Below are 13,843 nucleotides of genomic sequence, written 5' to 3' on the forward strand. Positions count from 1 at the left end.
GACCCACCGCGCGCGCTGAGCCCACGCGCCGGATTCACCGCGGCATCCGATCTGCACCGCGGTGCGGGCGCCACGGGCCGCGCCCGCACCGCCCACAACAGCGGACGACCACCCTCGATGGGGTGCCACCCCGGTTAGCGTCCGAGCATGTCCTCACGCCTCCCCCGCTATCCACTGGGTCTCCGGCTGCGCACCGCGGTGCGACGCCGCCACCGCCTCGTGGCCGCAGCCCTGTGCGCCGTGGCCCTCACGCTCGTGGTCCTGCGCCTCGCACCACCCGGGGCGCAGACCACCCCCGTGGTGACGGCCGCGCGGGATGTTCCCGCGGGACGGCACCTCTCCGCCGGTGACCTGGTCATGACCGAGTTCCCCGCGGACCTCGTGCCGGGAGGGGCCCGCACCTCGCTCGCGGAGGCCGATGGGCAGACCACCACGGTGGCGCTGACGGCCGGGCAGCCCGTGACACCCTCCACCGTGCTGGGGCCCGGTGTGCTCGCGGGGCAGCCGTCCGGGACCACGGCCGCGACCGTGCGGGTCAGCGATCCCGCGGTACTCCGCCACGTGCGTCCCGGTGACGCCGTGGACGTGGTGCACCACGCCGACGACGCCCGCTCGTCCCCCGGACGCACCGCTGCCCGCGGTGTGACCGTCCTGTGGGCCGCGGCAGCTCCACCGGAGCAGGGCTCGTCGGTGCTGTCCGGCGGCGGCACGGACGGCGACGCCGGACTCGTGGTGCTGGCCGCGCCTCGGGAGACGGCCACGGAACTCGCCTCCCTGGAGGGCTCGGGCCGGGTGTCCCTGGTGCTGGTGTCACGGTGACCCCACCAGGTGCAGGGCGGGAGTCAGTGCCGGGTGCAAAGCACGGGCAGGGCCGCGGCCCGGCCAGGAGCACGTGCTCCACGGGGCACCGGGAGACCCGCCCCGGCGCGTTCAGCCCCAGTGGGGCGGTCGTTGCTCACGCAGCCACTGCTCGTGCCCCCCGGTGGAAGCGCCCTCCCCCGGCTCCGGCGCGTCGGCGCCAAGGCGCCGGGCGGCGTCGCCCCACTCCGCGTCGCCCAGGGCCCGCTCCGTATCCGGTGCCGCTCCCCCCGTGGCACGCCGGTGCGTGCCCCGACGCCGCCCGCGGCCCACGGCGGAGTCCCCGGAGAGGTTCCCTCCCGGGAGGGTCCGTTCCCCGACCTGCCCGGGTGCCGAGGGTTCCCCGGTCGTGGTCACGGGCTCGCCACGGGAGACCCCCGTGCCACTCGGGGTTGCCGCGGGAGAGCCCTCGGCGCCCCCGGTGGGGACGTCCTCAGGCACGGTGCTCGCCCTCGGACGGCCCCTGGCCGAGCCCGCGGGTGGAGTCCTCCGTGACCCGCGGTGCACCCCGGCGCACCGCTGCGGCGGGCGAGATCTGCTGCTCCCCCTGCGCTTCTCCGAGACCCAGGTAGCGCTGCACGAGGCCCGCCACGGTCTGGGGATCCGTGAAGACCTCCACGGACCACAGGCTCACGTAGTTCCACCCGGCCCGTTCGAGCTGCTGCGGGAGCAGCCGGGAGCGCTCTCGCACGCTCAGACCCCGGCTGCGCTCCGAGCCGTCGGACTGCAGCGCCACGGGGATCCGCACCTGGGTCTCCGGGCCCGAGCGCTGCAGCACCGCGCCCGCGGAGAGGGACTCCGCGTCCGCGTGGGCGGCCATGTCCACGGCGTGCGCGTAGCCGGTGTGCACCGTGGCCCCCGCTCCGCGCAGCCGCCGCGCCAGATCGGCCACGAGTGCATCCGTGGTCTCCTCGGCATCGGCCGTGGGCGCCGGTGCACGCTCCGAGGTGGTCTCCTCCCCGAACAGCACCTCGAGCATGTGGTACATGTCCTTGGCCCCGTGCTGCAGGCGCCGTGGTTCCGTGTCCTTGGGATGGATGGACGTCACGATGTGCGTGTGGCGCCGGGCCCGGGTCATGCCCCGCACGAACGCCTGACGACCGTCGCGGTCGGACAGCGAGCCCAGCTGCGGGGTGCTGCGCCCGGAGGTGGTGCGCCCGAAGCCGAGCGAGAAGATCACCGTGTCCCGCTCGATGCCCGCCGCCCGGTGCAGCTCCACCACACGGAAGGACTCCCGGCCCGGGGCGAAGAACTCCGCGGACTCGCCCGACTCGCGCAGCCTGCGCTGCACCGCCTGCGCCACGCGGGCGGCATGCAGCGCACTCGCGGTCACCACCGCCAGGGAGCGCTCCGGGTGCCGCGCGGCGTGGGCGAAGACGAGGTCCACGGTGCGCTGCACCTCGGCCGACGGCGCCTGCACACCTTCGCTGCCTGCCGTGAGCACCCCCACGCCGTCCACCACGTACTCCGCGGACAGTCCCGTGGTGGCGCCCATGAGCTCGGAGGCGTACGGGACCCGGGTGAGGGCGCCGTCGTAGAACGCGTCGTTGAGGTAGGTGAACAGGCGCGGGTCCAGCGCCCGCCGCACCGAGGTGAGGGAGCGGGAGTCCACCACGCGCGAGAGCGCGTCGTACACGGAGTCCACCTCGGCCACCGGCTGGGGCACGTCCCGCGCGGAGACCTGGGGGGCCACGGTGAACGGCTGCGGGCCGCCCGCGTGGCGGTCACCGAACGCGATGACCTGGCGCGCCTTCACGATCGCGGGAAGGGCGGCCGCGAGGGGGGTGGACTCGGCGTCCAGGACCACCACGGTGTCCACCTGCTGCTCCTCGCCCAGCGTGGCGGTGAGCACGAGTGGGCTCGCGGTCCACACCGGCACGAGGGCCGGTGTGAGGTGCTGGACCCGGTCCAGCTGCTCGGTGCGCACCCGGCCGCTGCGGAGCATGTCCCGCAGCTCCCGCGCCTCGCGGGGAAAGCGTCTGGCGTCCCGTGCCCAGCGGGTCGCGAGCGCGTGCTCGAGGCGCGCCGGGGCGGAGGCGATGTGCGCCGAGTCCGCGCGGCGGAACGCGGACTCGGTGGCGCGCAGCCGGGACCCGTCCGGCATGGCCACGAAGTCGTCACCGCTGATCATGGCCTCCAGCACGGACTGCCACCAGGCGAGCTCCAGCTCGTCGTCCACCCGTTCCGCGGGCACACGGCGGGTCTCCAGGTCCTCCAGGAACTCCCCGAGGCCACGGGCGCGCAGGTCGTCCAGGAGCACGGTGCGCTCCGGCAGCGTGCTCAGGTGCGGCTCGTCGTTGATGAGCTCGTCCAGGATCTCCTGCAGCTCGTCCACCGAGGCGTTCTCGAGCCGCTGGGCAGTGGCCGAGCCCTCCAGCGCGATGGCCAGGCCCTCGAGGTCCTCCCGGAACCGGCGGTGGGTGCGCAGGGTCTCCTCGGCGCGGTCGGAGACGGCGGGCTGCTCCAGGGTGGTGGCCCACTGCCGCCAACGGTCCCGTTCCGACTGCACCTTCACGAGGGCCGCGTGCAGGTCCGAGAGGTGGACCCCGGGACGGATGTACTCCTTCGCGGCCTTGCGCAGGCGGGAGCGCTGCAGCCCGCTGAGCTCGATCTCGTGGTCGCGGCGCCAGGCCGCGGAGGCGGTGGCGGCAATCAGGTCCGTGACGGGCCGGTCGTAGATGTCCGGGGTCAGGTGGGCCAGGGAGTTGCCCACGTCGATCACGAGTTCCAGCTGCTGACCCCACTCCGCGATGCTCGTGCCCATCCGCAGGCCCGAGACCCCCAGGACGTGGCGCATCGCGGTGCTGAGGGTCGTCAGCTCCAGCAGCAGGGACTTGGCGAGGTCGTGCGCCTGGCGCGCCTCGTCGTCGTTGACCAGCCGGGCGCCGTGCCACGGGCCCGCCAGGGTGGCGGCGTCGAATGCCCCCAGCGCGGCCGCGCGCTGGAGCTGGCGGCGGACCTCGCCGCGGTGGGAGACGGCGTCCAGGACGGAGCGGCGGAAGCGCACGGTGGTCTGGGGCCCCGGCTCCCGCGCGGTGAGCTCCGCGAGCGCCTGCATGGCCTCGTACGGGGAGGCCTGCCACCGGGGTCGCCGGGTGTGCAGGGACTCCTCGTGCACGCGCAGCTGCTCACGGCTGCGCCGGAGCACGTCGTGGATCTGCTCGGTGGCCGGTTCCGCCGCGCGCTCGTTGCGGGCGACGGCGCGCACGAGCCGCTCGGCGACGTCGTCCGGGCTCAGGTGGGAGCCCAGCGGCAGGACGAGCGAGTCCAGGCCGGTGCGGTTCCAGGCCCGGGTGAACGCGGCGAGCGTGGTGCGGGACTCCCCGAGCACCAGGACGCTGCGGCCGCGGTGGACGAGGGCACCCACGGTGGCCACCACGGTGTCCACGGCGGCGGTGCCCACGGGAGTGCCCACCACGAAGCTCTCCCCCTGCTCGGCGAGGTCCACGACCTCCTGCTGGTTCGCGTCCAGGTCCGTGAGCAGCAGCTCGTCGGCGGGGTCCCGACGGTCGAGGGCGGGTGCGCGGCTGCTCACCTCCCGCACCACCGGGAGCTTGCCCACCTCCGGGTTCTTGAGCCGGGCCAGGTCCTCCACCAGCTGCGTGCGCGCAAGCACGTGCTCGTCCGCGGGACGCTCGTGCAGGTCCGCGAACGTGGACACCACCAGCTGGTGCTCCACGTGCATCCCGGGAACGTGCGCGGCGAGCTGCCGCAGCGTCTCGAGCACGGGTGCGGGGTCCAGCTTGCGCGTGCCGTACGCGAGCCGGGACATCTCCGCCGTGGCGAGCTCCACCCCGTGGTCCTCACGCAGCCGCCGTACCAGGGCCGGGTTGAGGTGGGCCGGGCCCACGACGTGCAGCTCGAAGTCCTTGTGGTCCGGGCGCAGCTTGAGGCTCACGGGAGCGAGCAGCACCGGGGCGATGAACCGGCGGAGCCCGTCCGCCACCGGATCCGCGAGCCACGACGCCGTCCCGGCCGCGAGGTACGCGGCGTCCAGGCCGTGGCCCACGGACAGTTCGTGGCTCTTGGTGCGCAGGGCGCGAGCGGAGCGCACAGCACGGTCGTAGGCGGGCGTGTCCTGGTGGATCATCGTGGACAGCCGTGTGGGCCGCTGCATGAGCAACTGAGCCTGGCCCGAGGAGTTCGCCTCCGTGAGGTCGATGCAGACGTTGTCCACCTGGTTGAAGTCCAGGAGGGTGTCCGGTCCCGTGTACGCGTCCATCTGCTGGGTCCACGAGCGCAGGGACACGCGGGGACGCTCACCCCGTTCCGGTACGGCACCCGTGTCCTGGGGGGTCGATCGGGGGCTGTCCTGGGGTGCGGGTGTCGGCATGGTGCTCCTACTCACGAGTGCGCCGGTCTGCGCACCACGGGGGAGATGGGGCGGACCGGCGCACCGGAACTGACGGTGACTCTCAGGGTGCGGGAATCACTCCCACTCGATGGTTCCCGGGGGCTTGGACGTGATGTCCAGGACCACCCGGTTGATCTCCTCCACCTCGTTGGTGATCCGGTTGGAGATCCGGGCCAGCAGCTCGGAGGGCAGGCGGGACCAGTCCGCGGTCATGGCGTCCTCGGAGCTCACGGGGCGCAGCACGATCGGGTGGCCGTAGGTCCGGCCGTCGCCCTGCACGCCCACCGAGTGGACGTCCGCGAGCAGCACCACGGGCATCTGCCACACCTCGTCGTCCAGACCCGCCCGGGTGAGCTCCTCGCGGGCGATGGCGTCCGCACGCCGCAGGATGTCCAGCCGCTGCTCCGTGACCTCGCCGATGATGCGGATGCCCAGGCCCGGGCCGGGGAAGGGCTGGCGGCCCACGATGTTCTCCGGCAGACCCAGCTCGCGGCCCACCGCCCGGACCTCGTCCTTGAACAGTGCGCGCAGGGGTTCCACGAGCTCGAACTGCAGGTCCTCGGGCAGACCGCCCACGTTGTGGTGGCTCTTGATGTTGGCGGCGCCCTCGCCGCCCCCGGACTCGACGACGTCCGGGTAGAGGGTGCCCTGCACCAGGAAGCGCACGGGCTCGCCGTCCTGGGCCTCCTCGCGCAGCACCTTCTCCTCCGCGGCCTCGAACGCGCGGATGAACTCGCGGCCGATGGCCTTGCGCTTGGTCTCCGGGTCCGTGACGCCCTTCAGCGCCTCCAGGAACCGCTCCTGCTCGCGCGCGATGTGCAGCTTCACGCCGGTGGCGGCCACGTAGTCCTTCTCCACCTGCGCCACCTCGTCCTGCCGCATCAGGCCGTGGTCCACGAGCACGCACGTGAGCCGGTCCCCGATGGCACGCTGCACGAGGGCGGCCGCCACCGCGGAGTCCACGCCGCCGGAGAGACCGCACAGCGCCTTGCCGTCGCCCACCTGGGCACGGATGGCGGCGACCTGCTCCTCGATGATGTTGCCGGTGGACCAGGTGGGGCTGAGCTGGGCGCCGTTGAACAGGAAGTTCTCCAGGACCTTCTGGCCGAAGGCCGAGTGCTTCACCTCGGGGTGCCACTGCACGCCGTAGAGACGGCGCTCACGGTTCTCGAAGGCCGCCACGGGGGCGCCCTCGGTGGTGGCCAGCGTGGTGAACCCCTCGGGGGCCGCGGTGACCGAGTCGCCGTGGCTCATCCACACGGTCTGCACGTCCGGCGTGCCGTCCAGCAGGGTGCCGATCCCGGCCTCGGTGGACGTGGCCGTGGTGGCGCCGTACTCGCGGACACCGGTGCGCTCCACGGTGCCGCCCAGCGCGTTGGCCATGACCTGGAACCCGTAGCAGATCCCCAGCACGGGCACACCGGCCTCGAACAGCTCGGCGTCGCGCTGCGGCGCCCCGGGCGCGTACACGGAGGCGGGGCCGCCGGAGAGGATCAGTGCGGCGGGGTTGCGCTGCAGGATCTGCTCGGTGGACCAGGTGTGCGGGACGATCTCGGAGTACACGTTGGCCTCGCGCACCCGGCGGGCGATCAGCTGCGCGTACTGCGCACCGTAGTCGACCACGAGGACGGGGCGTTGCTCCAGCTCGCTCAGGTTGTCAGAGGTTTCAGTCACGCCCACCAGTCTAGGACACGCGGTGCACTCCCCCGACGGCGCTCAGTACCGTTTGGCGGCCTTCGGATTGGCCGCGAGCTCCGCCTCGGTGGAGCGGTGGATCTTGCGCTCCACGATGAAGGAGAGGAACGGCACCACACCGCCCAGGGCCATCACCACGAGCTGCGCGAACGGCCAGCGCATGAGGGACCACACCCGGAGGCAGGAGAGCAGGTAGACCACGTAGAACCAGCCGTGGACGATCAGGATCCACGTGGACACGTTCACCCCGCCGGCCAGGTTCTCCAGGTCCAGGTTCTGCCACCCGAGGGCCACGGTCTCCCCCGTGGCCTTGTCGGTGCCACCGGCGATCAGGTCGTAGCCGAGCGCGTAGCGGGTGACCATCTCCGCCACGAGCAGCAGCAGGAACGTGCCGGAGACCCAGGCGCACACCTTGTAGATGCTCAGCGCGGTGCGGATCTGCGCCTCGGTGCCCCCGAAGCGCCGGCGGGGCTTGAGGGCGGCCGCCTTGGCGCGCACGCTGTCGGGAACGGTGGCGCGCTCGGGGCTGGCGTCCTCGGGTGCGCTCACGCGCACGCCGTCGGTGCGGCGCACGGGGCGGGGCGTCGGATCGTGCTGCGGCGTGGAATCAGTCATCGTGGGCTCCCTTGTCGGATCGCGGTGCGGGGTCCGGGTCCGGGGTGCTGGACCCTGGCCCCACGGCGGGTTGGTCGTCGAAGTAGTAGTAGCACTGGTCCTGGGCGTCCCAGTAGTAGTAGGACTGCGCGTCCTCGTCCCAGAAGTAGTCGCCGTCGAAGTAGAAGTACTGCTCGGGGTTCTCCCGACGCAGGTGCTCGTCCCGCACGTAGCGCCACCACAGGAAGAGGGCGAACCCCGCGAAGACCACCCACTCCACCGCGTAGAACAGGTTCAGCGCGTGGACGGAGGTGTCCGTGGGCTGCTGGTCGATCCGCAGCCTGGAGAGCCCATGGCCCATCGGCGTGGCCGACGCCGCCACGGTGCCGTCCTCGGCAATGGGCGCCGGGTACTGCCCGGGCGTCTCGGCGAAGGCCGCCACGTACCCCGAGTAGAGCGGGACGTCCCACAGGTTGCTCAGCTGGGCGGAGGACACCGACCCCACCTGGCCGGGCTCGGTGGGCCTTCCTGGCAACGGGGCGTCGGTGGGCAGCAGCCGCCCGGTGACCCGGATCTCACCCGCGGGGGCCCGGGGCGCGTCGTCGGGGGTGGCCACCCAACCGCGGGCCACGGCGAGCCCCAGGTCCTCGTCCGCGGCGTCCCACCGCTTCTGGGAGTCGGGGAGCTCGAGCTCCGTGACCACCCAGTAGCCGGACACGCCGTCCTGGAGCCGACCGGGGACCAGGACGGTGGTCTCCGGGCGGTACGTCCCCACCGCGGTCACCACGTGGTCCGCCTGCTGAGCCGTGGTCGACTCCCCGGGGCGCACCACGTTCTCCAGGTTGCTCACCCGGTCCTTGGCCGGGTCCGCCACGGTGGCCGACTCCAGGGACGTGTTGAGCTGCCACCGGCTGAGGAGAACGAACATGACCGCCACGAGCAGGGCTACCGCCAGGACGGCCAGTGAGCGGGGACGCAGGGCGGATTTCAGCACGTCCCAACCCTACTGGTCACCCCTGTGCGTTCTCCACACACCGGGCGCCGCCGACGCGGCCCCCGGCGTGTCAGTCGCGGATCACCACGTCCGCGCGCTGGAACTCCTTGAGGTCCGAGTACCCCGTGGTGGCCATGGCCCGGCGCAGCGCGCCCATCACGTTGGAGGAGCCGTCCACGTGCCGGGAGGGTCCGTTGAGCAGCTCGTCCAGGGGGCCCACGGTTCCCACGTGCGTGCGCACGCCGCGCGGGGAGTGCGGGTTGTGCGCCTCGGCCCCCCACAGCCAGCCCTGGCCGGGGGCCTCCTCGGCCCGGGCGAGCAGCGTGCCGAGCATCACGGCGTCGGCGCCCATGGCGATCGCCTTGACGATGTCCCCGGAGGTTCCCAGGCCGCCGTCGGCGATCACGTGGACGTAGCGCCCGCCGGACTCGTCGAGGTAGTCCCGGCGGGCCGCGGCCACGTCCGAGATGGCCGAGGCCATGGCGGCGTGGATCCCCAGGATGGATTCCGTGCGCAGCGACGCACCGCCCCCGAAGCCCACGAGCACGCCCGCCGCACCCGTGCGCATCAGGTGCAGCGCCGGGGTGTATCCTGCCGCGCCGCCCACGATCACGGGGACGTCCAGGTCGTAGATGAACTGCTTGAGGTCCAGGGGGTCCTGGGTCTTGGACACGTGCTCGGCGGAGACCGTGGTGCCGCGGATGACGAAGAGGTCCACCCCGGCCTCGAGCACGGTGCGGTAGTGCTCCACCACGCGCTGCGGTGAGAGCGAGCCGGAGACGCTCACCCCGGCCTCGCGGATCTCGGCGAGGCGCGCGGTGATCAGCTCGGGCTGGATGGGCGCGGAGTAGAGCTCCTGCATGCGCCGGGTGGCCTGCGGGAGGTTGTCCGAGCTGAGGTCCGCGATCTCGTCGAGCACCGGCTGGGGGTCCTCGTAGCGGGTCCACAGGCCCTCGAGGTCCAGCACACCCAGCCCGCCCGCGCGGCCCAGGTCGATGGCCGTGGCCGGGGACATCACCGAGTCCATGGGTGCGCCCACCACCGGGATGTCGAACTGGTAGGCGTCGATCTGCCAGGCCGTGCTCACGTCCTGCGGGTCGCGCGTGCGGCGCGAGGGCACCAGGGCGATCTCGTCCAGGCTGAACGTGCGGCGCGCGCGCTTCGAACGCCCGATTTCGATGTCGTAGCTCACGAGGGGTCCTTTCACGGCACGCGGGGCGCACCGAGGGTGTGCGGCGCGGTCAGCGCTGGTAGTTGGGGGCTTCCACCGTCATGGTGATGTCGTGCGGGTGGGACTCCTTGAGCCCCGCCGGGGTGATCCGCACGAAGCGTCCCTTGTGCTTGAGCTCCGCGATGTCGTGGGCGCCCACGTAGAACATGGTCTGGCGCAGGCCGCCGTCCAGCTGGTGCAGCACCGAGGCCAGCGGACCGCGGTAGGGCACCTGGCCCTCGATCCCCTCGGGGATGAGCTTCTCGTCGTCGGAGACGTCCGCCTGGAAGTAGCGGTCCTTGGAGTAGGACGTGTTCTTCCCCCGGGACTGCATGGCACCGAGCGAGCCCATGCCGCGGTAGGCCTTGTACTGCTTGCCCGACACGAAGACCAGCTCCCCCGGGGACTCGTCGCACCCGGCCAGCAGGGAGCCGAGCATCACGGAGTCGGCACCGGCCACGAGCGCCTTGCCGATGTCACCGGAGTGCTGCAGCCCGCCGTCCGCGATCAGCGGAACACCCGCGGGAATGGTCACCTGCGCGGCCTCGTTGATCGCGGTCACCTGGGGCACGCCCACGCCCGCGATGATGCGGGTGGTGCAGATGGAGCCCGGGCCCACGCCCACCTTCACGGCGTCCGCCCCGGCGTCCACGAGGGCCTGGGCCCCGGCGCGTGTGGCGGCCTGACCCCCGATCACGTCCACGTGGTCCGCGGCGGACTCCTTCTTGAGCCGCGCGATCATCTCCAGCACGCCCTGGGAGTGGCCGTTCGCGGTGTCGATGAACAGCGCGTCCACGCCGGCCTCCACGAGCGTCATGGCCCGCTCCCAGCCGTCGCCGAAGAAGCCCACGGCCGCACCCACGCGCAGCCGGCCCTCATCGTCCTTGGTGGCCAGCGGGTACTGCTCGGCCTTGGTGAAGTCCTTGACCGTGATGAGCCCCGTGAGCCGGTCGTGCTCGTCCACGAGCGGCAGCTTCTCGATCTTGTGCTTCGCGAGCAGCGCGTGGGCCTCGTCCTTGCCCATCCCCACCCTGCCCGTGACCAGGGGCATGGGGGTCATGACGTCGCGCACCAGGCGGGTCTCGAAGTCGCTCTCCGGCAGGTAGCGGGTGTCCCGGTTGGTGATGATGCCCAGCAGCTTCTGGTCCTGGTCCACCACGGGCAGCCCGGAGACCTTGAAGTACCCGCACAGCCGGTCCAGCTCCGCCAGCGTGGCGTCCGGGGCGACGGTCACGGGGTTGGTGATCATCCCGGACTCGCTGCGCTTGACGCGGTCCACGTGGTCCGCCTGGTCCTGGATGGACAGGTTGCGGTGGATCACGCCCATGCCGCCCTGGCGGGCCATGGAGATCGCCATCGCGGACTCCGTGACGGTGTCCATCGCCGCGGAGAGCACGGGGGCCTCCAGGGTGATCCGGCGCGAGAGGCGCGTCCGCGTCAAGGCGTCCGAGGGGATCACGTCCGTGTTGCCCGGCAGCAGCAGGACGTCGTCGTAGGTCAGTCCGGTGAAGCCGAACGGGTCGTCCATCAGGGCAGTGGGCACGTTGTCAGACACGAAGGGTCCCTTCCACACGAGGTTGTCCCCACCAGTCTACGGGCCACTCCCGGCAGCGCCCGAGCCGCACCGTCGCTGCGAGCGCCGTGGGCGACGACGCCGCCGCACTCCCGCGCGCGCCGGTTCGGGAACCTCCGGGAGCCGGGAAACGCCGCTGGCGTGGGACCACCGGGGTGGGCCCACGCCAGGGGCGTTGCGCCGTCAGCGGGACGGAACGGGGATCAGTCCTCGTCCTTCTTCTCGGCCACGAGCGTCTCCGTGGTCAGCACGAGTGCTGCGATGGAGGCGGCGTTCTGCAGCGCGGAGCGGGTGACCTTGACGGGGTCGATGATGCCCGCGGAGAGCAGGTTCTCGTACTCGCCGGTCAGCGCGTTGTAGCCGTTGCCGGGCTCCAGCTCCGCCACGCGGGAGGCCACCACGTTGCCGTCCTGGCCCGCGTTCTCCGCGATCCAGCGCAGCGGCTGGGTCAGGGCGCGGCGCACGATGTTCACGGCCGTGGCGGCGTCGCCGGACAGGCCCAGGTCCGTGCCCTCGAGGGACGTGGACGCGTGCACGAGCGCCGAACCGCCGCCGGCCACGATGCCCTCCTCGAGCGCGGCGCGCGTGGAGGACACCGCGTCCTCGATGCGGTGCTTGCGCTCCTTCTGCTCCACCTCGGTGGCGGCGCCCACCTTGATCACGGAGATGCCGCCGGCGAGGCGCGCCAGGCGCTCCTGCAGCTTCTCGCGGTCCCACTCGGAGTCCGTGCGGGCGATCTCGGAACGGATTTCCGCGACGCGCTCGGCCACGGCCTCGGAGGACCCGGCACCGTCCACGAGCGTGGTCTGGTTCTTGGTCACGGTGATCCGGCGGGCGGAGCCCAGCTGGGAGAGCTCCACGCCCTCGAGCGAGATGCCGAGCTCGGGGGTGATCACGGTGGCGTCCGTGAGCACCGCGAGGTCCTGCATGATCGCCTTGCGGCGGTCGCCGAAGCCGGGAGCCTTCAGCGCCACGACGTCCAGCGTGCCGCGCAGCTTGTTGACCACCAGGGTGGACAGGGCCTCGCCCTCGACGTCCTCCGCGATGATGGTCAGCGGCTTCTTGGCCTGCAGCACTTTCTCCAGCACGGGCATGAGGTCCTGGATGGAGGAGATCTTGCCCTGGAACAGCAGCACGAAGGTGTCGTCCAGGACGGCCTCCTGGCGCTCCTGGTCCGTGATGAAGGACGGGGACAGGTAGCCCTTGTCGAACTGCATGCCCTCGGTGACGTCCAGCTCCACCTCGGTGGAGGAACCGTCCTCGATGGTGATGACGCCGTCCGTCCCCACGGTCTCGAAGGCGCGGGCGATCAGCTCGCCGATCTCCTCGGACTGCGCGGAGATCGCGGCCACGTGGGCCACGTCCTTGCCCTCCACGGGGCGGGCGTTGTCCAGCAGGCGCTGGGACACCGTGGCCACGGCGGCCTCGACGCCGCGTTTGATGTCGCTCGGGGCGGCACCCGCCGCCACGTTGCGCAGGCCCTCCCTCACGATGGCCTGCGCGAGCACGGTGGCGGTGGTGGTGCCGTCACCGGCGACGTCGTTGGTCTTGGTGGCCACCTCCTTGGCCAGCTGCGCGCCGAGGTTCTCGTACGGGTCGTCGAGCTCCACCTCGCGGGCAATGGTCACGCCGTCGTTGGTGATCGTGGGGGCGCCCCACTTCTTGTCCAGCACCACGTTGCGGCCGCGGGGGCCGAGGGTGACCTTGACGGTGTCGGCCAGGCGGTTCACGCCGGACTCGAGTGCTTTGCGAGCGGTGTCGTTGAACACCAACTGCTTGGGCATGTGTGCTCCTTAGAAATGCGTGCGGAACGAAGAGACGTGCGCGGTGCCCGTGCGGCCCGCTTCCTGGCGGACGTCACGGGCACCGCGCACGAAGAGACGGTGGAGAAGCTACTTCTCGATGACGGCGAGCACGTCGCGTGCCGGGAGCACCAGGTACTCCTCGCCGTTGTACTTGACCTCGGTTCCGCCGTACTTGGAGAAGATGACCAGGTCACCCTCCTTGACGTCCACGGGGATGCGGTTGCCCTTGTCGTCCACGCGGCCCGGGCCCACGGCCAGGACGGTGCCCTCCTGGGGCTTCTCCTTGGCGGTGTCCGGGATGACCAGACCGGAAGCGGTGGTCTGTTCAGCGGCCAGCGGCTGAACCACGATGCGATCCTCGAGAGGCTTGATGGAGACCGACACGATCTCTCCCTTTCTTCTAGGCGTGTGAGACTGTGCGTCCTCGCGGTGCCACGGGGTCCCGCGGCGGAGGACGGCACAGGCCAGTTGGCGTACCAACCGTCGTCGCGGTGCCGATTGAGCGCCTGGCCTTTTAGCACCCTCACCATGAGAGTGCCAACAAGAACTGTAGGGACGCGCCCCGCGCCCGGTCAAGGCGCGCCGCGCCCGCTCCCCTGTGGGCTGAAACGCCGCGGACGACGCCGCCAGCGCGCCGGTGCGCGCCCGGTCCACCACCCGCGGGGACCGCCACGGCCGCGGTCGGCCACCCGTCCGGACCCTCACCGCTGCGGCGCGCCAGGGCGCCGCGCCGGGCCCCTGCACAGCCCCACCCAACACG

9 protein-coding genes are annotated in these 13,843 nt (G+C 72.1%); 1 reads left to right on the forward strand and 8 read right to left on the reverse strand.

Annotation, left to right across the window (positions count from 1 at the left end):
• Window positions 1-147: 147 nt before the first annotated feature.
• Window positions 148-819, forward strand: a complete 672-nt coding sequence (gene cpaB / locus CWC38_RS00350; RefSeq protein ID WP_121844871.1) for a Flp pilus assembly protein CpaB — start codon at window positions 148-150, stop codon at window positions 817-819.
• 472 nt (window positions 820-1,291) lie between these two features.
• Here the strand turns inward: cpaB and CWC38_RS00360 are convergent, their stop codons facing one another.
• The 8 genes from CWC38_RS00360 to groES all read right to left on the reverse strand — a co-directional run bounded on the left by CWC38_RS00360 (window position 1,292) and on the right by groES (window position 13,467).
• Window positions 1,292-5,107: a DUF4011 domain-containing protein gene (locus tag CWC38_RS00360; protein WP_240624961.1), complete on the reverse strand. Its 3,816-nt coding sequence runs from the start codon at window positions 5,105-5,107 to the stop codon at window positions 1,292-1,294.
• Window positions 5,108-5,287: 180 nt separating this feature from the next.
• Window positions 5,288-6,886: a glutamine-hydrolyzing GMP synthase gene (gene guaA, locus CWC38_RS00365; protein WP_121844883.1), complete on the reverse strand. Its 1,599-nt coding sequence runs from the start codon at window positions 6,884-6,886 to the stop codon at window positions 5,288-5,290.
• 42 nt (window positions 6,887-6,928) lie between these two features.
• Window positions 6,929-7,522, reverse strand: a complete 594-nt coding sequence (locus CWC38_RS00370; protein WP_121844872.1) for a DUF3817 domain-containing protein — start codon at window positions 7,520-7,522, stop codon at window positions 6,929-6,931.
• Window positions 7,515-8,495 (reverse strand): SURF1 family protein, encoded by a 981-nt coding sequence (locus tag CWC38_RS00375; protein ID WP_121844873.1) that lies wholly within the window; start codon window positions 8,493-8,495, stop codon window positions 7,515-7,517. The genes CWC38_RS00370 and CWC38_RS00375 overlap by 8 nt, the downstream gene beginning before the upstream one ends.
• A gap of 70 nt (window positions 8,496-8,565) precedes the next feature.
• On the reverse strand, window positions 8,566-9,687 hold the full coding sequence (locus tag CWC38_RS00380; protein WP_121844874.1) for a GuaB3 family IMP dehydrogenase-related protein: 1,122 nt from the start codon (window positions 9,685-9,687) through the stop codon (window positions 8,566-8,568).
• Between the two features lie 49 nt (window positions 9,688-9,736).
• Window positions 9,737-11,233, reverse strand: coding sequence for an IMP dehydrogenase (guaB, locus tag CWC38_RS00385; protein WP_121844884.1), 1,497 nt, complete (start codon window positions 11,231-11,233; stop codon window positions 9,737-9,739).
• A 248-nt stretch (window positions 11,234-11,481) separates the two neighbouring features.
• A complete protein-coding gene (gene groL, locus CWC38_RS00390; protein WP_121844875.1) occupies window positions 11,482-13,062 on the reverse strand; it encodes a chaperonin GroEL in 1,581 nt (526 codons plus the stop codon).
• Window positions 13,063-13,170: 108 nt separating this feature from the next.
• Window positions 13,171-13,467, reverse strand: coding sequence for a co-chaperone GroES (groES, locus tag CWC38_RS00395; protein ID WP_095798825.1), 297 nt, complete (start codon window positions 13,465-13,467; stop codon window positions 13,171-13,173).
• Between the last annotated feature and the right edge of the window lie 376 nt (window positions 13,468-13,843).

Origin of the sequence: Kocuria tytonicola, assembly GCF_003687455.1 — a bacterium.
Classification (GTDB): Bacteria; Actinomycetota; Actinomycetes; order Actinomycetales; family Micrococcaceae; genus Kocuria; species Kocuria tytonicola.